Raw genomic sequence first — 19,235 nt, forward strand, 5'->3', positions numbered from 1 at the left:
TCCTCTCCTCCGCCAAACCAGCACCGTGTCACGGCTGTTCCGAGTCCCAGGAGCGGGCTGCAGCTCCTGGGAGTCGTCGGCGGCATCCCGGGTTGAGCCTCACACGGTGATCTCCAGGCGGCGGATCACGTCGTCCTCCAGGGTGAAGATCATCCGGAGGTCGACCTCACCGCCCGGGAAGTCGCCGGAGAGGTGGGTGCCGACCTCCCAGACGTCGGTCACCCGGTGCGACAGCGTGAGCAGCGTCGTCGTGACGGCGAACTGCTCGGCCGTGGCGTCGAAGAGCGCGCGCGTCTCCTCGCGGCCGTGCAGCGTCCTGCCGTCGTCGAGGACCGTGACGTCCTCGGCGAGGTAGGTCACGGCGGTCGCGTAGTCCTCGGCGACGTGCGCCTCGAGGTAGCTCTTGACGACGCCGGGGAGCGCGTCCGAGCTGAAGGCGGCGGTGTCGGTGCTCATGGTCTGGCCCTTCCTGTGGTGATGACGGGTTGCCGGGTCGGTAACCTCGCCATCCCGAATGTATCAGCGCTATAGGACAAGATGTACCGATCGCGTCGCGGACCGCGGGTCGCCACCCCGACCGCTAGGCTGATCGCGTGGCAGACGCTCGAGACGGACAGTCCTCGAAGGACCGACTGCTGCTGGCCGCCACGAACCTCCTCGCCGAGGGCAAGGACTTTTCCACCCGCGAGGTCCTGGCCGTCGCCGACGTCACGGCACCCACGCTCTACCACCACTTCGGCAACAAGCAGGGCCTCGTGGACGCCGTCGCGCGGCACGGCTTCGCCCAGTACGCGCCCACGACGGACGTCGGGGCGGACCCAGTCGAGGCCCTCCGCGCGGGGTGGGACCAGCACGTCGAGTACGGGCTCGACCACCCACGGTTCTACGCCCGCCTCTACGGCAACATCGAGCCGGGCGTCCCCTGCGCGGTCACCGGCCCCGCCCTCGACATGCTGACGTGCACCCTGGAGCCGGCCGCTGCCCAGGGGCGGCTCGCCGTCGACGCGCAGACGGCCGCGACACGCATCCTCGCGGCCAACGTCGGCGTCACACTGAGCCTGATCGGGCAGGACCCCGAGCACCGCGACCCGCACCTCTCCGCCGCGGTCCGCGAGGCCATCCTCGACTCCGTGCTGGCGGAGCAGGACGAGGAGGCCCCCGCGGACCGCTCGACCGCGGCCCATGCTGTCGCGCTCGCGGCCGCGCTGGTCGACGACTCGCTCCCCCTCAGTCCGGGAGAGCGAGCCATGCTCGGCGAGCTCCTCGCGCGCGTGGCCGGCGCCGAGCACCCCTAGTTGTAGTTCCTCAGGAGGTTGTGAACGGGTGACGTGAGGTGAGGACCTCCGGTATCGAAGGGGTTACCACACCAACCGTCGTCCGGAGGTCCTCGTGACTCACGCTAATGCCCCGTTGACTCCTGTCGGTCGTGAACGTCTCGCCCGACTGATCGTTGATGAGAAGTGGCCCGTTGCTCGCGCTGCTGAACGGTTCCAGGTCTCGCCTGCCACAGCCTCGAAGTGGGCTCGGCGCTACCGGGCTGCGGAGCCGATGACTGACAGGTCCTCGCGGCCCCACCGTTCGCCCACACGATGCTCCCAGCGTCTGGAGCGGCGGATCATCAACCTGCGTTTCACACGCCAGTGGGGTCCGCACCGCATCAGCTACCACCTGGGCGTGCCGCGCTCGAGCGTCGGACGGGTCCTGGCCCGCTACTCCATGCCGTTGCTGGCCCACGTCGACCAGGCCACCGGGCTGCCCGTCCGCAGACCCAAGGCCGTCCGGTACGAAGCGACCACACCGGGCGAGCTCATTCATGTCGACATCAAGAAGCTCGGCCGGATTCCCGACGGCGGAGGACATCGAAAGCTCGGGGGGACCATCGGGAACCGGCACAACAAGAGGCAGCGCCCTGGCTACGCGTTCTTGCACCACGCCATCGACTCCTACTCCCGGCTGGTCTACTCCGAGCAACTGCCCGATGAGCGCAAAGAGACCGCCGCGGATTTCTGGGAACGCGCCAACACCTTCTTCGCCGCAGCCGGGATCACCGTCACCGCGGTCATGACCGACAACGGCGCCTGCTACCGATCCCACGCCTTCGCCGCAGCACTCGGAGATGACGTGAAGCATCGCCGCACCAGGCCGTATCGACCCCAGACCAACGGCAAGGTCGAACGCTTCAACCGCACCCTGGCCGCCGAGTGGGCCTACGCCCAGACCTACCGCTCAGAAGCTGCCCGCGCAGCAACCTACGACGACTGGCTCCACACCTACAATCACCACAGACCCCACACCGGCATCGCAGGCCTCACCCCCGCGCAACGCGTTCACAACGTCACGGGGAACTACACCTAGTCCTCGGCCACCCCGTCACGCGATCGAGCAGTGCTATGTTTCGTCACATAGCACTGCTATAGTCGACGCGTGGACACGACGGACGAAGGAACAGACATGACCGTGACGGACCGCGACCGCCTCGACGGTCGACGCGCCCTCGTGACGGGCGGCTCGAAGGGCACCGGGCGCGCCGTCGTGCACCGACTGCGCGAGATGGGGGCCGACGTCTGGACCACGGCGCGCACCATGCCCGAGGAGTACGACCGGCCCGACCGCTTCGTCGAGGCCGACACCTCGACGGTCGAGGGCGTCGCGTCCCTGGCCGCACGGGTCGGCGAGGACGGTCCGCTCGACGTCCTCGTGCACGTCGTGGGCGGATCGTCGACCCCGCCCGGCGGCTTCGCGGCCGCCGACGACGAGCAGTGGCGCGCCATGATCGACCTGAACCTGCTGAGCGCGGTGCGACTCGACCGGGCGCTCCTCCCCGCGATGCTCGCCGCCGGCCGGGGCACGGTGCTCCACTTCACGTCGATCCAGCGCGAGATGCCGCTCCACGACGCGACGCTCCCCTACGCGTCGGCCAAGGCCGCCCTGCGGACCTACAGCAAGGGTCTTGCCAACGAGCTGGCTCCTCGCGGCGTGCGCGTCAACGCGATCAGCCCGGGTGGCATCGCCACCGAGTCCTACGCAGACTTCGTGACGCTGCTCAGCGGCGACGGGCGAACGCCGCAGGAGGCCGAGCGGAGCATCCTCGACTCGCTCGGTGGGGTACCGCTCGGCCGGTTCGCCACACCCGAGGAGGTCGCCGACCTCGTCGGCTTCCTGGTCTCGGACCGTGCCTCGGCGATCGTCGGAGCCGAGTACGTCATCGACGGCGGCACCGTGCGGACGGTCTGACGCGCTGAGGCCCCGGTCCGCGCGGACCGGGGCCTCAGCGAGCCGACGACGTCGCGTCGTCGACGCAGGGTCAGTGCGCCGACTGGTAGGCCTCGATGAGCGAGGAGGGGACGCGCCCACGGGCGGGGACGTCGAGGCCCTGCTCCTGGGCCCACTCCCGCACGGCCTTGGCGTCGACCGACGACGCGGAGGACGACGACGAGCGCCGCGAGCCGCTGCGGCCGGAGGCGCGGCCCGCGCGGCGACCGACCGCGACGTAGGGCGCGACGGCGTCGGCGAAGGCCTGCCGCTCGGCCTCGGTGAGGTCGACCTCGTAGCCGACACCGTCGAAGGTGAAGGCGACGGTGGGAGACGGGGTGTCGATCTCGTCACCGCTCAGGTCGGAGTAGAACTTTTCCACGGTCTTTTTTGCCATGAGCGCAGATTATCGTGCCCGGACGGAAAGTCGTGACACCGGGCCGAGCTTTTATGGACGAAAGTCAGGAATACCGTCCAGAACCTTTTTCGACTTTATGGCGCTGGGACGAATCCGCGGTCGCTGAGCACCGGGACGACGCTGCTCGCGCCCACCTGCGCGGCGACGGCGACGTCGGCCTCCCAGCCCGCCGCGACAAGCTCCACGCCGCTCGCGCAGGCGTGCAGGTGCGACGACTCCCGCTCCTGGACGAGCCGGTAGGCGTCGGCGGCCATCGCCGCCTCGGGCGACAGGCCGGGCCAGTCGAAGTCCTCGAGGGCTGCGAGCACGGCGCCGGCACCCCAGAGGTCCTCCACCGCCGGCCGCAGCGACCCGTCGGGCCACCGCTCGCCCGCGGCGACCACCGCGACCACCGTGTCGTCGGCGTCGTGCTCGCGCGCGATCCAGGAGGCGACGGCCGCGGCGTTGCGCAGACTCGCCCCGACCACGGTCGTCGCCGCCGACGCCAGGGCGTGCGCGACGGCCGACCCGTTCGGGGACGGCAGCACGAGCCTGGACGGCAGGTCGACCTCGAGCAGGCGCGCCGGCGAGAGCGTGGGCTCGTCGGGCGCGGCGTTCGAACGCCCGCCGGCCAGCACGGCACCCGTCTGGGCGGCGACCTCGGCGGCGTCGGGGCGACCCGCCGGGTACGGCACCACCACGGCGCCCCGCTCCACGGCGACGCCGAGCGCGGTGGTGAACGACAGGACGTCGACGACGACCGCCACGTCGGCGCCCTCCCCCACGGCGATCCCGCCGATGGGTCCCCAGTCGAACCGGACCGTGTGGTCGCCCTGGCGCGTCGCCGTCATGGCACCAGTGTGCCGACCCGACGGTGGCACGCGGTCACGGCCGACGCCGTCGGGCGACGACCACGATGCCGACCACGACCGCGAGGAGGACGACGGCCAGCAGCACCGTCACCGCGGTCTCGCCGCCGGAGGGACGCAGCGCGTCGTGCTCCTCGACGTCGGTGTCACGCGGCGTCCGCTCCCGCGTCTCCGCGGTCGGTCGGGTCTGCACCGGCACGTCCTCGCCGTCGGCCAGCAGCTGGTAGCGCAGGGCGACGAACTGCCCCGGCTGCACCCGCTGCTCGCGCAACCCGGTCTGCGCGAACGTCCAGTCGCCGCCCTCGTCGGCCACCAGGAAGGCCCAGTAGCCCGACCCGGACAGCGACGCGCCGCACCGCTCCTCGTCCGCGCCCGGCCGACCGTCGACCCGGCACACGAACGGCGTCGAGCCGCTGGTCTCCTGCAGGTCGTGCCCGGCGGCGACCAGCGCGTCCTGCGCCACGGCGTCCGCGTCGAGGCCGGTCGCGCAGCGCACGTCGGGCTCGCCACCGAGCGACGCCGGCTCGACGACGACCACGACGTCCTCGTCGGTGCAGGCGGCGCTCGAACCGGTAGCCGTCGCGGGAGCGGCGTGGACGAGGAGGCCGCTCAGCAGGGCGGCGAGCAGCAGGACGGTGCGGGACGACGGACGCATGGCGCCCATCCTCGCCGACCGACGGCCCGTCAGCGGTCGGCGACCTCGACGGCCGGCTCTCCGTAGCGGGCCCGGCGTGCCGCCCGCCGCAGCGTCGTGAGCACGGCGGGCCCGAGGAGCCCGACGAGCAGGGCGTTGGTGATCGCCCGCCCGGTGTCCCAGCCCCAGGTCGACGTGAGCAGGTTGTAGAGCAGGAAGCGGTGCAGGTTCTCCCCGACCGGGTCGCCGGGCACCAGCTGCAGCGTCTGGTCCGAGCCGGGGACGGCGATCCCCAGCTGGAACGGCCAGGACGACAGGTTCATGAGCATGCCGAAGGCGTAGGCGGCGACGACCGCGTAGACCACGAGCATCGCGACCTCCGCCCGGCCCGTGACGCGTCGCGGGAGCAGTCCGGCGCCCAGCCCGATCCAGGCCGCGCACATCATCTGGAACGGCAACCACGGCCCGACGCCCGACGTCAGCAGCGCGGAGGCGAACAGCGACGTGCACCCGAGCACGTACCCGAACCCCGGGCCGAACACCCGGCCGGCGAGGACGAGCACGAAGAAGACGGTCTCGATGCCGGCCGTCCCGGCACCGAGCGGACGCAGGGCCGCGTTCACGGCGGTCAGCACGCCGAGCATCGCGAGCGCCTTGGCGTCCATGCCGCCCTCGGTGAGCTCGGCGACGACGACGAGCACGACGATCGGCAGCAGCGCCATGAAGATGAAGGGCTGGTCGACGCGCGTCGCGCCCGCCGCCGGCTGGACGAACAGGGGCCAGAGGAACATGACGAGCCCCGCCAGCGACGCGACCCCGAGCACTAGGGCCGAGCGCGGTGTGAGACGCGACGTCACGACGACGCCCCTGCGACGTCGGCGACGGTGAGCCAGCCCGAGCCGAGCACCTTCGCCGTCTGCGGCGCGAAGGCCGGCGACTCCGCGAGCACCTTGCCGACGTCACCGGCCGACACCACCTCGCCCTCGGCCATCACGACGACGGCGTCCGCGACGAGCGCCACGAACTCGACGTCGTGGGTCGACACCACCACGCCGCGCCCCTCGGCGGCCTGCGCGTGCAGGATGTCGGCCAGCTGGGTCTTGGCCGAGTAGTCGAGACCGCGGGTCGGCTCGTCGAGCAGCAGCAACCGCGGCGCCGCGGTGAGCACGATCGCGAGGACGAGCGACAGCCGCTGACCCTCGCTCAGGTCGCGCGGGTGCTGGTCGCCGTCGATCCCGGGCGCCAGCCGGTCCAGCAGCGCCCGGCACCGCCCGTCGGCCCCGTCGGTGTGCGCGTCGGCTGCGGCGCACTCGTCGTCGACGCTCTCCAGGTACAGCAGGTCCGACGCGGTCTGCGGCACGAGCCCCACCTGGGCTCGCGCCGCCGCGGGGGCGAGACCGGCGGGGTCGAGCGCGTCCGGCCCGACCGCGACCCGTCCCGCGGCCCGCCGGACGCCGCCCTGCAACGCCCACAGCAACGACGACTTGCCCGACCCGTTGCGACCCATGAGCGCCACCACCTCGCCCGAGCGGACGGTCAGGTCGACGGAGTCCACCGCGCGGTGCCGGCGGTAGTCGACGCAGACGCCGTCGGCGCGCAGCACCGGCGCCCCCACGGGACGCCGCGGCCCCCGGACGGGGGCGGGGCCGATCCGCTCGCGCAGCGGGGCGGACCGGCGACGCGCGTCGCGCACGGTGAGCGGCAGCGGGTCCCACCCGGCGAGCCGGCCGAGCTCCACCAGGGGCGGGGCGACCGGGCTGTCGCGCAGCACGTCGGCCGGCTCGCCCGCGCGGACGTGGCCGTGCTCGACCACGACGAGCCGGTCCGCGAACGGCACCACCCGCTCCATGCGGTGCTCCGCGACGACCACGCCGAGCCCGACGTCGGCGACGAGCCGGGCCACCGTCGCCAGGACGTCCTCGGCCGCGGTGGGGTCGAGCGCCGACGTCGGCTCGTCCAGCACGAGCATGCGGGGGTGCATCGTGAGCACCGCCCCGATCGCGACCCGCTGCTGCTGCCCGCCGGACAGGGTCCGCAGCGACCGGCGGCGCAAGTCGGCGATGCCCAGCAGGTCGAGCGTCTCCTCGACGCGCCGCCGCATCGTCTGCGGGTCGAGGCCGAGCTGCTCCATGCCGTACGCCAGCTCGTCCTCGACGACGTCGCTCACGAACCCCGCGGCCGGGTCCTGCGGCACGTACCCGATGAGGTGGGCGAGCTCGCGGGGCGGCGTGCCGACGATCGACGACCCGTCGACGAGCACGTCGCCGTCGAGCAGGCCGCCGGTGAAGTGGGGCACCAGCCCGTTGAACAGCCCGAGCAGCGTCGACTTGCCCGACCCGGTGCGACCGCAGACGAGGTGCAGCTCGCCGTCGGGCAGCAGCAGGTCGACGTCCTTCAGGGTCGGGCCCGCGTCCTCGTAGGAGAACGTCACGTCACGCAGCTCGAGCACGGGACACCTCCCCCTCGTCGTGGCTGGACGGGTCGTGGTCGGACGGGTCGTGGCTGGACGGGCCGGCGACGTCGGTCGCCGGCGGTGGCGTCAGGACGGCGGGCAGCACGCCCACGAGCACGACGAGCAGCACCGGCAGGCTGACCGTCGGCCATGATCCCAGGTCGGGCACGACGACGTAGGGGTCGAGGTCGAAGGCACGGTCGACGCCGACCGCGACGACGACGCCGCACAGCGCCGTCAGCACCTCCGCCGGACGCCACCGGTCGGGGCGGTAACGGGTGCGTCGCACCCGCCGTCCGGCCGAGCGCAGCGCGGCGGCGGCGAGCAGCACCCCCACGACGAGGACCGGCCCGGCGAGGACACGGGGCGCGGTGCCGTCGAGGTAGGCGTACGCACCGACGCACAGGGCACCCAGGCCGCCGAGCATGAGGCCGCCCGTGACGAGCCGCTGGGCGGCCGTCGCGCCGCCCGTGCGGCCGTAGCCGCGTGCGTCCATGCCGGCGGCGAGCGTCATGGACCGTTCGAGCGCATCCTCCAGCACGGGCACGACCACCCGGCGCAGCGACCGCACGCCCCTGCCCGCGTCGCCACGGAGCCGCCGCGCGCGTCGCACCCGCTGCACGCTCTCCGCGAGCTGGGGGAAGACCGACAACGACACCACCACCGCGGTGCCGACCTCGTAGAACGCCGGCGGCACCGCCGCGAGCAGGCGTCGGGGGTTGGCGAGGGAGTTCGCGGCACCGACGCACAGGATGATCGCGGCGAGCCGCATGCCGTCGTACAGGGCGCCGAGCAGCGACACGGCCGTCACGTCGCCGAGCAGCTGGATGCCGCGCGCGACCTCGGGCAGCGGGATCTCGGGCAGGTGGATCAGGACGGTCTCGCCCTCCACGGCGCCACCACCGAGCACGATCCGGTAGACCACCCGCAGCACGACCACGAACAGGGCGAAGTAGACGTAGAACCGGTACGACAGCGCCCACGGCGCCTCGCCGCGACGGGCCACGACCACCACCGACACGACCGCGCCGACGACCGCCAGCACGAACGGGTTGAGCGTGAACGAGGCCGCCGCGGCAAGACCGAGCGCCCAGAGCCACCAGGCTCCGGGGTGCAGGTCGCGCGCCGGGGAGGTCAGGAGCGGTCGTCCCTCCGCCGCCAAGCGACGACTCCGGCCGCGCCGAGCAGGGCGAGCACGACCGCGACGGCCACGAGGGTGCCCACCGGGACGCCCGAGCCGGTGTCGGCCGACGTGGCTCGCACGTCGTCGCCGCGCTCGGCACCGGCAGCGTCACCCTCCGAGGGCGTCGCCGACGGGGCCGTCCGAGGCTCGCGCTCGTCGTCGCGCGCCCGCGTCTCGGCGTCGTCGGCGTCGTCCTCCGCGCCGCCGCCCGATCCCTGCTCCGCGTCCTTCGAGGAGCCGCTCCCCCCTCCCGGCGCCGAGGTCCCCGCCGACGCGCCACCGTCGCGGGACGCCCCGGAACCGCCCCGGCCGTCGGAGCTGCTCGGACCACGCGACCCGCCGGTGCTGCCGGTCGGCTGGGCCGACGGCCGGGCGGCAGCCGCGCCGACCGGGGTGACCCCGGGCTCGGCCCGGCTCGCCTGCCCCTGCCAGCTCCACGCGACCCAGCCGCCCTGGGGCACCGTGACCCCGTCGACGCCGGTGGTCGCGTAGCTCCACACGCCGTTGCCGGAGGAGACCCACAACGACCAGTAGGCGTTCGCGGGCGAGGCCTGGACGCACCCTGCCGACGCAGGGGCCTGGTTCACACGGCACACGAAGCCGGGCTGACGCGCCGCGCGGTCCATGCGCACACCCGCCGCGCCGAACGCGGCGGTCGCGCCCCGGCTGCCGCCGGCCACGCAGGTCGTCGAGACGGCGCCACCCAGCTGGTGGGGGTCGACGACGACCGTGACCCCCTGGCCCGCGACGCAGGCGGCCGCCTGGGCGGGCGCCGCGACGACGACCGCGCCGGTCGCCACCCCGAGCAGGGTGGCGACCAGCGCGGCCAGGACCCGTCGGGTCATCGGACCACCGTGAGGGTGGCCGTGCCCTGGCGCGTGTTCGTGAGGCCGCGGACGAACACCGTCTTGCGTCCGGTCGCGGGGCCGACGCCGATCACCGTCGTGAACCGACCCGTGCTCGACGCCTTGCCGGTTGCCACGTAGCGGCTGCGGTAGTAGACGCGCACCGGCTCGCCGGGGGCGAGGCCGCGGGCGTTCACGCGGACCTTGCCGTTGACCTTCACCCTGGTCGCCCCGACGCTCGCCGGGAAGCGGGCCGACGAGGCGAGCACCTTGAGCGTGCCCTGTCCGGAGCGGGAGTCGCGCTCGCCGTAGACGTAGACCGGACGGGTGCCGGCGGCGGAGGGAGCCGTCACCGTGATGGTCGCCTTGCCCTGGGCGTCGGCACGGCCGGCGCGGGCGGCGAGGCCCTCGCTGGAGTACACGCAGTACCGCTCGCCGGCCGCCATGCCGGTCACGGTGACGGTCGTGCGGGCGTCGGAGGCGACGTACCCGCTGGCGGTCGTCACCGTGAAGGCGGCGCGCGGGAGCGGCTCCGGGTCCTGGTAGGACGCGAGCGCCGCGATGGCCGGGGCGGTCGCGCGGGCCCACTGGTCGGCGTTCGAGGCGGTGATGCCGGTGTCCTCGGCGCTCGCGAGGGCGGCGTCGTCGTAGGCGACCGCGCCCTGCTCGCCGTCCAGGTCGGTGCCGCACGCGCTGTAGACGCTCACCTGGCGCTGCACGATCCACGCCGCGGCGCGGGCCGCGGCGTCGCCGCGCCCCACGAGCTCGAGCGCGACCGTCGCGACCGCGGTGCTGTTGGTGTTGACGGCCTCCGTCGACGGTCCACCGCCGAACCCTCCGCTGGCGTCCTGCTGGGCCTCGAGGTAGGAGCCGGCCCGGTCGAGGGCCGCCTGCACGGTCGTGTCGGACGCCTGCGACGCCAGGCCCTCGACCGCGATCGCCGTCGCGTCGACCTGCGCCTCGGCCGGGTCGCTGCAGCCCTGGTCGGCCGCAGTCTTGTCCGCGGTGAGGTCGAGACGGAAGCCGCCGTTCTCGCACTGCTGCTCGAGCAGGAAGCCCGTGGCGGTCGCCGTCTCCGGCGAGGCCGCCGCGGCCAGGCCGCGCACCGCGTAGGACTGGCCGAACACGTTGGCGTAGTCGCCGTACTCGGAGACGTCGCCGAGACGGCCGGTCGTGTCGTCGACGAGCGCCTCCGTGTCCGCCACGAGGTTCGTGCCGCCGAAGGAGGTCGCGTCGCGACCCGCGGCCTGCGCGGCCACGAGGGACTTGGCGGTCGCGCCCGCGTACTTCTCGGCTCCGGTGCCGACGTAGTCACCGAGGTGGTCGCCCAGGGCGTCGGCGATGTCGGCGACCTTGGCCCGGTACCCGCCGATCGACTGGAGCGAGAGGAGGGCGTCGATGGTCAGCCCCCAGTCGTCGAAGTCGTACTGCTGGTTGTGCAGGACGCCGTCGACGATGCCGTGCGACAGCCAGTCGGCCGCGTTGACGGCCTGCGGGGTGCGCGAGGTGTCGGCCTGCGCGGCGGGCGCGGCGCCCAGGAGACCGGCGCCGAGGGCGACGACGGCGGTCGCGACGACGCCGCGACGGAGGGTGTGCTTCATTGGGGGTCCTCACCCGCTGCAAAGAGCAGGGGCGCCCCTGGAGGGGAGACCCGCTGCGACCGCGACAGCGTGATTCGGTCGGGTGCCCGGTGCGGTGTTCCGGCTCCCCCCGACGACGCGCGGCGGGGGCTACGGTTGCGGGTCAGCGCCGGACTTCGACCGGCTTCCCCGCAGGCGGGCACGTGGAGTGGTGTGTCGACTGACAGGCGGACAGTACCACCCACTGCGGCCGCCGAGCGAGGCCTGAGACCGGGATCTCAGGCGTCCGTCGGCCGTCGCGCGACCCACCGGCGCACCTCCGAGGAGCTCACGGAGACCACGACCAGCACGGAGAGCCCGGCGGAGCCCAGCACGACCAGGCTCGGGCGGGGCTCGCCGGCCAGCAGCGCCAGCTGCAGCACGGCCTCCGCCGTGCACACCGCCATCAGCAGCACGCGGGCGAGCGCCCGTCGCGCCACGACGAGACCCCACAGCAGGGCTCCCAGGACCGTCGCACCGCTCAGGCGCACCACCTCTGCCACCGACGCCGACGACGTGAGGACGTCGGCTGCGGTCACGGCCACCGCGCCGGCGACGGCGAGCACCGCCTTGGCCACGAGGAAGACGCCGCTCAGCAGCAGCGACGGCGGGGGCAGGTGGTGCTCCCAGGTCGAGACGGCCGGCGCTGCGGCCGGCCGGCTCGGCGCACGGAGCCCCGTCAGGTCGAGCACCGCGAGCGTGCCGTCGCTGCGCACCACGTCGCCGCCGCCGTTGCGTGCCGTGAACGCGGTCGAGAAGTCCTCCACGACCCGCAGCCTGGCCGACGGCACGGCATAGCGGACGGACTCGACGACGAAGTCGCGCTCGACGTCGACGTCCGCGTCGACCTTGTGGGTCACCTGCAGCGTGAAGAGCGACAGGCCGACGGCACGGTCGTAGGTGGCGGCGGCGAGCCAGTCGACGCGGAAGCCCCCGGGCAGCACCCAGCCGTCCGGCACCGGCCAGAACCGCACGTGGTGGCGCTGCGCGGCGTTGCCGTCGACCTCCCGCTCGTAGGCGAAGGCCTGCGGGCGGCCGAACAGGAGCAGCGGCGACACCGGCGCCGCCGGGTAGGACCGGCGCAGCAGGGCCGACACGACGATGCCCCACGACGAGCGCAGCGTCACCTCGTCGGCCCGGGTCCAGCCGGCGCCGGCCATCGCCGCGTGCACGTCGGCCTCGGTCCCGTCGAGCGCCAGGTTCACGGGGTCGCCCAGCACGCCCACGGTCGTGAGGGTCCGCCCGATGAAGTAGTCGGGCACGTACACCTTGCTCAGCACCTGCTGGAGCCGCGGCAGGCCGACATAGGCCAGCAGCACCCAGAACAGCACGAACCAGGCCGCGCCGTCCCAGCTGAGCAGGCCACGCCACCCGTCCACGTCGGTCGGCGCGAGCTCCCAGCCGAGCCAGACGGCCAGCAGGGCACCGACGACGAAGAACGCGCCGTCGACGACGTCACCCAGACGCCACGACCGGCCCGCCTTGCCCGGTGGGTGGTCGTACCGGGGCGGTCGCGACGGAGGAGCGGTGTCGACCGGCCGACCGCGCCTCCAGTCCTGCCCGCCCGTGGGCGAGGTGCTCACACCGCGTCGAGTCGACCCTCGGCCACGAGCACTCCGGTGGCGTCGGCGTAGACCCACTGGCCGGGCCGTACCGTGACGCCCCCGAAGGCCAGCTCGACGCCGACGTCGCCGAGGCCCCGCCGCTCGGTGCGCACGGGCGTGGGCGCGACGGCCTGCACGCCGAGGTCGAGGTCGCGCAGCACCTCCACGTCGCGCACGGCCCCGTGGATGACGAGGCCGGCCCAGCCGTTCTCGACATAGCGCGCGGCGATCAGGTCGCCGAGCAGCGCCCGTCGCAGGGAGCCGCCGCCGTCGACGACGAGGACCCGGCCCTCGCCGGGTTGCTCGCCGAGCTCCTTGACGCGGGAGTTGTCCTCGAAGCAGGCCACCGTCTCGACGGGGCCGGCGAAGGCCTCCCGTCCGCCGAAGCCGCGCAGCAGCCCGGGCTGCAGGACCGACACGCGGTCGGGGTGGTGGTCGTCGCAGAGGTCGGGCGTGGTCCATCCGGTCATGGGGTCCTCCGGGTCGGGGTGCACCACGACCCTATGCGCACCGGCAGGCGTGGGTCAGCCGACCTGGCCGCCCACCGCCACGACGGCGACGAACCCACCGACGAAGAGCACCGTGCGCAGCAGACCCGAGCGCAGGAGCCGCAGCTGCACGGCGTCGAGCCGGGGAGCTGCCGGCTGCGAGGACCCGGGGTGCGCGATGTTCGCCATGCAGGACACGTTACCACCGCAGGTGGAACACACGAGTTCGGCGGACCGAACATCGCGAGGACGTCGTGAGCCCCGCGGCGCGCGTCCCACCTCCCTTACCCTGGACCGGTGCCCACCTCCGCCCTGTCGTCCTCGATGCAGGACTACCTGAAGGTCATCTGGACCAGCCAGGAGTGGGACGACACCCCCGTCACGTCGAGAGCCCTCGCCGAGCGCTTCGGCGTCTCCCCCTCGACCGTCTCCGAGGCGCTGAAGAAGCTCGCCGCCGCGGGCCTCGTCGACCACGAGCGCTACGGCACGGCCACCCTCACCGACGCCGGCCGTGCCGCCGCGCTCGCGATGGTGCGACGCCACCGCCTCGTCGAGACCTTCCTCGTCGACTACCTGGGCTACGCCTGGGACGAGGTGCACGACGAGGCCGAGGTGCTCGAGCACGCCGTCAGCGACGACTTCGTGGAGCGCCTCTCCGCCCGGCTCGGGCACCCCGAGTTCGATCCCCACGGCGACCCCATCCCCACCGCCGACGGACGCCTGCCCGTCCTCGACGCCCGGCCCCTCGTCGACGTCGAGGCGCCCGCACAGCTGCGGGTCGTGCGCGTCTCCGACGAGGACCCCGCCCTCCTGCGCCACCTCGTCGACCTCGGGATGACCCTCGGCGTCACCCTGCGGCTCGTCGAGCGTCACGACTTCGCGGGCACGCTGGCCGTCGAGCTCGACGGCGCCCGTCGCGACCTCGGGCACGTGGCCGCGGCCGCGATCTTCGTCGCCCCGGCCTGATCCCGGACGGCTCGCTCGCAGCGCTGCGGGGACCCCCGAGCGCGAGTAGCGTTCGGCGCATGACGCTGTCCGACGAAGTCCGCATCGCCCTCGACGGCAAGTGGCGGCACGTGCGCGAGCAGTCGCGCACGGAGCTCGCGGCGATGGACCTGGCCTACGACCTCGACCTCGACATCGACGCCGCGCGCGAGCGGACCCTGCGCCAGCTGCACGGCCTCGTGCCGACGGGCGTGCCGGCTGCCGGCTTCCGCACCGAGCACGGCGGTGGCGGCGACCCGGGCATGGCGGTCACCGGCATCGAGATGCTCGCCCAGTTCGACCTGTCCCTCATGGTCAAGGCCGGTGTCCAGTGGGGCCTGTTCGGCGGCGCGGTCGAGAACCTCGGCACCGAGCGGCACCGCGACCTCATCCCGCGCCTCATCGAGCTCGACCTCGTCGGCTGCTACGCCATGACCGAGATCGGGCACGGCAGCAACGTCCAGCACCTCGAGACGACCGCCACCTACGACGCCGAGACCCAGGAGTTCGTCGTCGACTCGCCCACGCCCTCGGCGACGAAGGACTACATCGGCAACGCCGCCGCCCACGCCACCGTGGCCGCCGTCTACGCGCAGCTCGTCACCCGCGGCGAGAACCACGGCGTGCACTGCTTCCTCGTCCCGATCCGCGACGACACGGGAGATGCGCTCGAGGGCGTCGAGATCGGCGACGACCGGCACAAGGGCGGCCTGGGCGGCGTCGACAACGGACGTCTGGCGTTCCACCAGGTGCGCATCCCCCGCGTCAACCTGCTGAACAAGTACGGCGACGTCGCCGAGGACGGCACCTACTCCTCACCCATCGACGACGTGAACCGTCGCTTCTTCAGCATGCTCGGCACGCTCGTGCGGGGACGGATCAGCGTCGGCGGGTCGGCCCTCGCCGCGGCGGAGGTCGCGCTCAGCATCGCCGGCCGCTACGCGCTGCAGCGTCGCCAGTTCGGCCAGGAGGGCGAGCCGGAGGTGCTGCTCGCCGACTACCGCGTGCACCAGCGCCGGCTGCTGCCCCTGCTCGCCCGCTCCTACGCCTACCGCTTCGCGCAGAACCAGCAGGTCTCGCGCATGGACCGTCTGCAGCGGGCCACCGAGCCCGACGCGCAGCAGCAGCGCGAGCTCGAGGGCCGCGCCGCGGGCCTGAAGGCGATCATGACCTGGCACGCGTCCCGCGCGATCAACGAGTCGCGCGAGATGTGCGGTGGCGCCGGCTACCTCGCCGAGAACCGGCTCACCGTCCTGCGCGGCGACATCGACGTCTTCACGACCTTCGAGGGCGACAACCACGTCATGCTGCAGCTGCTCAGCAAGGAGCTGCTCACCTCCTACGCGAAGGAGGTCGGCGGGCTCGACCCGTTCGGCATGGTCCGGTTCGTCGCCGAGACGGTCGCCGACACGGTGCGCGAGCGGACGGCCGCGAGCCAGCTCATCCAGCGCCTCATCGACGCCGCGCCCGCCGGCGGCGACGCGCACGACCTGCTCGACCGCGGTACGCAGCTGAGCCTGTTCGAGGACCGCGAGCAGCACCTCATCGAGACCGCCGCCCGACGGCTCCAGCGGGCCGCGAAGGCCAAGGGCGAGGAGGCCTTCCGCATCTTCAACGACGCGCAGGACCACCTGATCCGCTGCGGTCGCGCGCACGTCGACCGGGTCGTGCTGGAGGCCTTCACGGCCGGCATCGCCCGCTGCGAGGACGAGGAGGCCGCGAACCTCCTGCGCCAGGTGTGCACCGTGTACGCGTTGAGCGTCGTCGAGGACGACCTCGCGTGGTTCATGGCCCACCACCGCATCTCCGACCAGCGCGCCAAGGCCGTCACGCAGCTGCTGAACGAGCAGCTCGCGGAGCTGCGTCCGCACCTGCTCACCCTCGTCGAGGGACTGGGCGTGCCCGAGGAGACCCTCGGCGCCGCGATGCTCCTGAAGCAGTGACGCCCCGACAGCTCGGCACGACGGTGGCCGCGCTCGCCCTGCTGACAGCGGGGTGCGCGCAGCCCGTCGACGTCGACGGTGCCGCGCGGTGGCGCGACCGCGCGGACGAGGCCGCCCGGTCGGCCCTGCTCGCCGTCGGCGAGCGCGTGACGCTGGCCCCCGACGACACCCTCTCGGGACGCGCCGACACCCAGCGCTGCCCGGGCCGGGGCAGCGACGCGGTCGTGCACCGCGTCGACGCCACGCTCGACCTCGCGTCGGCACCGCCGTCGGGCCTGGCCGACGCCGTGCGCGCCTCGGTGCCGTCGGGGTACGACGTCGAGGTCGACGTGCAGCCCGACCGGGTCGTGCTCGGCGTGGTCAGCCGATGCCTCGACCTGCCCAGGATCCAGACGATCGAGATGGCGCTCGAGGGTCGCTACCGCGTCGAGCCCTGACCTCAGGCCAGGAACGCGACGGCGAGCACCATCGGCAACGACACCAGCGAGGCCATGCTGGTGACGAGGGTCATCGTCTTCAGCGCGCCCTTCGTCGTCAGGCCGAGCAGCGACTTGAACATCCAGAAGAAGTTCGAGTTCACCGTCAGCGCGAACATCGATCCCGACGCGACGGCCAGGCCGATCGCGAGCGGCGCGACGTCGATGGACCCGAGCACCGGGCTGATGATGCCGGCCGCCGCGATCGCGGCCACGGACACCGACCCGATCGCGAGGTGCAGCACCGCGGCGATGAACCAGGCCAGCAGGATGCTGGTGACGACGGCAGCCCCCTCGCTCGCCGAGAACAGCGACGCGAGGGTCTGGTCGAGCCCGGTCGCCTCGATGACCGCACCCAGCGAGCCGCCGATACCGGTGATGAGGAGGATCTCGCCCGTCGTGTGGAAGCCGGTCTTGAGCGCCTTGTCGGTGCGCTCCACGCCAGTGGCTGCGCGCGCCAGCAGGTAGGCGCCGAGCAGGCCGACGAACAGGGCGACGTTGGGGTTGCCGAGGAACGCGACGAACCCGTTCGTGACGTCGGCGAGGTCGGCGAACGCGCCACCGGCGATCATCAGCAGGGGCACGAGGATCGGCAGGAGGGCCACCGGCAGCGGCACGTCGACGTCGCTGCGGCTGGCGCCCTCGCCGGGACCGGTGCCGGCGGTGTTCTGCTCCACGCCGTCGCCGTCGAGCGGCTCGTCCTGCGCCTCGTCGGTCTCGGGCTTCCACCAGCCGACCCGGAGCAGCCGACCGAACAGGAACGTCGTGAGCAGTGCGGTGACGGGACCGAGGACGATGCCCGCGATCATGTACGTGCCGAGCGGGATCTCGAGGATCCCCGCGATGGTGACGGCGGCCAGGCCGGGCACGACGAACACGTAGCCGGCGAAGATGCCCGTGCCGATCGCACCGGCCAGGTGCGCGAGCCCGCGAGGCCCCACGTGGCGCGCCGACGAGCGCGCGATCGGTGCGGCGAGCACCACCTGCACGTCGACGTAGATGGAGGGGAACACCGTCGACATCGCACCGGTGAGCGCGTAGGGCAGGCGCTTCGCCCCCACGACCGAGAGCAGGGCCCGGACGAGCTTGCGGAACGTGCCCAGCGAGTGCAGGAGGGCGCCGATGAGCACGCCGAAGCCGATGAGCAGACCGACCTTCGTCATGATCTCGCCGAACCCGCCGGTGATGGCGGTGATCGTGCCCTCGAACCCCACTCCCGCGGCGAGACCGAGGTAGAGACAGGCGATCACGAGCGAGATCACCGGGTCGACCTTCGCCCAGATGATCAGCCCGACCACGAGCACGATGGCGATGGCGGTGTGGACGACTTCCACGAGATCATTCCCCTCGATCGACGGTGCGCCTCACCCTAGGCCACCCCACCCCGCCACTCCCTCCCCCGACGCCGCCGGAAGCGCTGGTCGAGTAGCAGCGACGGCGAGCGCCAGCGAGCTCGTCGGTGCGTATCGAGACCACCCGGCAACGGATTCAGCGCGGACCGGCTCCCAGCGAACCCTTGGAATGGTCTCGCTCCGTCGCGGCTACGCCCCTCGTGCGACGGCTCCAGCACCTCCCCTCGCTGGCGCTCGTGGAGGCACTCGACCAGCGGAGGGTTTCGCTGGTCGAGTAGTCCGAGCGAGCTTGCGAGGCTCGGACGTATCGAGACCACTCGGCAACGGCCCAGCGCGGACCGGCTCCCAGCGACCGTCCAGAGTGGTCTCGATACGCACGGGCGACGCTCGTACCGCCCCCGCAAGCGGGAGGTGCCCCCAGCGGCTCCGCGCGCTACTCGACCAGCGGAGAGGGCTGCATCCACGGGGGTTTTCTGGGCTGGAGGGTGGTGTCGGAGGGGGTGCCTAGGTTGGAACTATGAGCCCCACCGACACCCTCCTGGCAGACGCGATGACCGCGTCGCGTCGGGTGTGGGCGGCGGAGGCTGAGCAGGCTCGGGCGGTGCTGCGGTTCGTCGAGACTCGCCGCACCGACGCCCTCACCCAAGGATTGAGCGCGCGTCAGGTGGAGGACGCCCGTCAGGTCGCGATCCTCGAGATCAGCGTCGAGCTGAACGTCGCGCAGGGGTTCGTCGCGAACCTGGTCTCGGCCACCAGGACCCTGGTGATGGACCTGCCCACGGTGTGGGCTGCGCATCTGCGAGGTGAGGTCGACCGGGCCAAAGCGCGGGAGATCGCCTCCACTGCCTGGAAGCTCCACTCGCCGGAGAACATCACCAGGCTGGACGAGACCGTGCTCGCCTACGCCACCACCCACACCCTGGGCCAGCTGAAGGGCTGGTTGCGCAGGTTCCTGGTCCGGGTCGAACCCGACCACGCGGTCGAGCGCCGCCAGGCCGCCCAAGCGGACCGCACCGTCACCATCACCGCCCTGGATGACGGGATGAGCCTGCTCCAGGCCCTCATCCCCACCGCTGACGCGGTGCTGATCGACCGGGACTTGACCCTGACGGCGAAGGCCTCCCGCAGCCAGAGCCC

General features: G+C 73.0%; 20 protein-coding genes. 7 read left to right on the forward strand and 13 right to left on the reverse strand.

Translation table 11 applies throughout. The features are described 5' to 3' along the window. Nucleotides 1–99 precede the first annotated feature (99 nt). Nucleotides 100–456, reverse strand: a complete 357-nt coding sequence (locus AC3WRM_RS14700; protein ID WP_492249221.1) for a nuclear transport factor 2 family protein — start codon at nt 454–456, stop codon at nt 100–102. Nucleotides 457–593: 137 nt separating this feature from the next. Between AC3WRM_RS14700 and AC3WRM_RS14705 the strand changes: the two genes are divergently transcribed. From AC3WRM_RS14705 to AC3WRM_RS14715, 3 genes are all read left to right on the forward strand, one after another. After that, a complete protein-coding gene (locus AC3WRM_RS14705; RefSeq protein WP_492249220.1) occupies nt 594–1,295 on the forward strand; it encodes a TetR/AcrR family transcriptional regulator in 702 nt (233 codons plus the stop codon). A gap of 94 nt (nt 1,296–1,389) precedes the next feature. Then, nucleotides 1,390–2,355 carry an IS481 family transposase gene (locus AC3WRM_RS14710; RefSeq protein ID WP_492249219.1) on the forward strand — a complete coding sequence of 322 codons (966 nt, stop codon included), beginning with the start codon at nt 1,390–1,392 and terminating at the stop codon, nt 2,353–2,355. Nucleotides 2,356–2,451: 96 nt separating this feature from the next. After that, on the forward strand, nt 2,452–3,234 hold the full coding sequence (locus AC3WRM_RS14715) for an SDR family oxidoreductase (RefSeq protein WP_492249218.1): 783 nt from the start codon (nt 2,452–2,454) through the stop codon (nt 3,232–3,234). A gap of 70 nt (nt 3,235–3,304) precedes the next feature. Here AC3WRM_RS14715 and AC3WRM_RS14720 read toward each other — a convergent pair whose 3' ends face one another. From AC3WRM_RS14720 to AC3WRM_RS14770, 11 genes are all read right to left on the reverse strand, one after another. After that, on the reverse strand, nt 3,305–3,649 hold the full coding sequence (locus tag AC3WRM_RS14720; RefSeq protein ID WP_492249217.1) for a histone-like nucleoid-structuring protein Lsr2: 345 nt from the start codon (nt 3,647–3,649) through the stop codon (nt 3,305–3,307). Nucleotides 3,650–3,744: 95 nt separating this feature from the next. Next, nucleotides 3,745–4,500: a 2-phosphosulfolactate phosphatase gene (locus tag AC3WRM_RS14725; protein WP_492249216.1), complete on the reverse strand. Its 756-nt coding sequence runs from the start codon at nt 4,498–4,500 to the stop codon at nt 3,745–3,747. Nucleotides 4,501–4,534: 34 nt separating this feature from the next. Further along, nucleotides 4,535–5,173: a hypothetical protein gene (locus tag AC3WRM_RS14730; protein WP_492249215.1), complete on the reverse strand. Its 639-nt coding sequence runs from the start codon at nt 5,171–5,173 to the stop codon at nt 4,535–4,537. 29 nt (nt 5,174–5,202) lie between these two features. Then, nucleotides 5,203–6,009 (reverse strand): ECF transporter S component, encoded by an 807-nt coding sequence (locus tag AC3WRM_RS14735; RefSeq protein WP_492249214.1) that lies wholly within the window; start codon nt 6,007–6,009, stop codon nt 5,203–5,205. Beyond that, complete coding sequence (locus AC3WRM_RS14740; protein ID WP_492249213.1) at nt 6,006–7,601, reverse strand: ABC transporter ATP-binding protein; 1,596 nt, start codon at nt 7,599–7,601, stop codon at nt 6,006–6,008. Before AC3WRM_RS14740 ends, AC3WRM_RS14735 begins: the two co-directional genes overlap by 4 nt. Then, on the reverse strand, nt 7,585–8,766 hold the full coding sequence (locus AC3WRM_RS14745) for a CbiQ family ECF transporter T component (protein WP_492249212.1): 1,182 nt from the start codon (nt 8,764–8,766) through the stop codon (nt 7,585–7,587). The genes AC3WRM_RS14740 and AC3WRM_RS14745 overlap by 17 nt, the downstream gene beginning before the upstream one ends. After that, a complete protein-coding gene (locus AC3WRM_RS14750; RefSeq protein ID WP_492249211.1) occupies nt 8,739–9,632 on the reverse strand; it encodes a hypothetical protein in 894 nt (297 codons plus the stop codon). Before AC3WRM_RS14750 ends, AC3WRM_RS14745 begins: the two co-directional genes overlap by 28 nt. Then, nucleotides 9,629–11,233 carry a prenyltransferase/squalene oxidase repeat-containing protein gene (locus AC3WRM_RS14755; RefSeq protein ID WP_492249210.1) on the reverse strand — a complete coding sequence of 535 codons (1,605 nt, stop codon included), beginning with the start codon at nt 11,231–11,233 and terminating at the stop codon, nt 9,629–9,631. Before AC3WRM_RS14755 ends, AC3WRM_RS14750 begins: the two co-directional genes overlap by 4 nt. A gap of 257 nt (nt 11,234–11,490) precedes the next feature. Continuing rightward, nucleotides 11,491–12,834, reverse strand: coding sequence for an LssY C-terminal domain-containing protein (locus tag AC3WRM_RS14760; protein WP_492249209.1), 1,344 nt, complete (start codon nt 12,832–12,834; stop codon nt 11,491–11,493). Then, nucleotides 12,831–13,325, reverse strand: a complete 495-nt coding sequence (rraA, locus tag AC3WRM_RS14765) for a ribonuclease E activity regulator RraA (protein WP_492249208.1) — start codon at nt 13,323–13,325, stop codon at nt 12,831–12,833. Before rraA ends, AC3WRM_RS14760 begins: the two co-directional genes overlap by 4 nt. Before the next feature lie 54 nt (nt 13,326–13,379). Beyond that, nucleotides 13,380–13,532: a hypothetical protein gene (locus AC3WRM_RS14770; RefSeq protein ID WP_492249207.1), complete on the reverse strand. Its 153-nt coding sequence runs from the start codon at nt 13,530–13,532 to the stop codon at nt 13,380–13,382. A 108-nt stretch (nt 13,533–13,640) separates the two neighbouring features. Here AC3WRM_RS14770 and AC3WRM_RS14775 point away from each other — a divergent pair, with 108 nt between their 5' ends. Genes AC3WRM_RS14775 through AC3WRM_RS14785 form a run of 3 tightly spaced genes read left to right on the forward strand, consistent with a single transcriptional unit; the run spans nt 13,641 to nt 16,707 of the window. Continuing rightward, nucleotides 13,641–14,309, forward strand: a complete 669-nt coding sequence (locus AC3WRM_RS14775) for a metal-dependent transcriptional regulator (RefSeq protein WP_492249206.1) — start codon at nt 13,641–13,643, stop codon at nt 14,307–14,309. Between the two features lie 59 nt (nt 14,310–14,368). Continuing rightward, entirely contained in the window at nt 14,369–16,270 is a 1,902-nt protein-coding gene (locus tag AC3WRM_RS14780) for an acyl-CoA dehydrogenase family protein (protein ID WP_492249205.1), read from the forward strand. Beyond that, nucleotides 16,267–16,707: a hypothetical protein gene (locus AC3WRM_RS14785; RefSeq protein WP_492249204.1), complete on the forward strand. Its 441-nt coding sequence runs from the start codon at nt 16,267–16,269 to the stop codon at nt 16,705–16,707. The genes AC3WRM_RS14780 and AC3WRM_RS14785 overlap by 4 nt, the downstream gene beginning before the upstream one ends. 2 nt (nt 16,708–16,709) lie before the next feature. Here the strand turns inward: AC3WRM_RS14785 and AC3WRM_RS14790 are convergent, their stop codons facing one another. Then, nucleotides 16,710–18,080, reverse strand: a complete 1,371-nt coding sequence (locus AC3WRM_RS14790; RefSeq protein WP_492249203.1) for a GntP family permease — start codon at nt 18,078–18,080, stop codon at nt 16,710–16,712. 535 nt (nt 18,081–18,615) lie between these two features. Here AC3WRM_RS14790 and AC3WRM_RS14795 point away from each other — a divergent pair. Then, nucleotides 18,616–19,235 (forward strand): DUF222 domain-containing protein (locus AC3WRM_RS14795; RefSeq protein WP_492249202.1); only part of this gene is annotated, 620 nt, incomplete at its 3' end.

It is taken from the genome of Aeromicrobium sp. EU05-FHT14F07 (assembly GCF_058790455.1).

Bases quoted from the DNA above. Each gene is read 5' to 3' on its own strand.
- AC3WRM_RS14700 (WP_492249221.1), bottom strand. From the start codon at position 456: ATGAGCACCGACACCGCCGCCTTCAGCTCGGACGCGCTCCCCGGCGTC.
- AC3WRM_RS14715 (WP_492249218.1), top strand. From the start codon at position 2,452: ATGACCGTGACGGACCGCGACCGCCTCGACGGTCGACGCGCCCTCGTG.
- AC3WRM_RS14720 (WP_492249217.1), bottom strand. From the start codon at position 3,649: ATGGCAAAAAAGACCGTGGAAAAGTTCTACTCCGACCTGAGCGGTGAC.
- AC3WRM_RS14725 (WP_492249216.1), bottom strand. From the start codon at position 4,500: ATGACGGCGACGCGCCAGGGCGACCACACGGTCCGGTTCGACTGGGGA.
- AC3WRM_RS14730 (WP_492249215.1), bottom strand. From the start codon at position 5,173: ATGCGTCCGTCGTCCCGCACCGTCCTGCTGCTCGCCGCCCTGCTGAGC.
- AC3WRM_RS14750 (WP_492249211.1), bottom strand. From the start codon at position 9,632: ATGACCCGACGGGTCCTGGCCGCGCTGGTCGCCACCCTGCTCGGGGTG.
- AC3WRM_RS14755 (WP_492249210.1), bottom strand. From the start codon at position 11,233: ATGAAGCACACCCTCCGTCGCGGCGTCGTCGCGACCGCCGTCGTCGCC.
- rraA (WP_492249208.1), bottom strand. From the start codon at position 13,325: ATGACCGGATGGACCACGCCCGACCTCTGCGACGACCACCACCCCGAC.
- AC3WRM_RS14770 (WP_492249207.1), bottom strand. From the start codon at position 13,532: ATGGCGAACATCGCGCACCCCGGGTCCTCGCAGCCGGCAGCTCCCCGG.
- AC3WRM_RS14780 (WP_492249205.1), top strand. From the start codon at position 14,369: ATGACGCTGTCCGACGAAGTCCGCATCGCCCTCGACGGCAAGTGGCGG.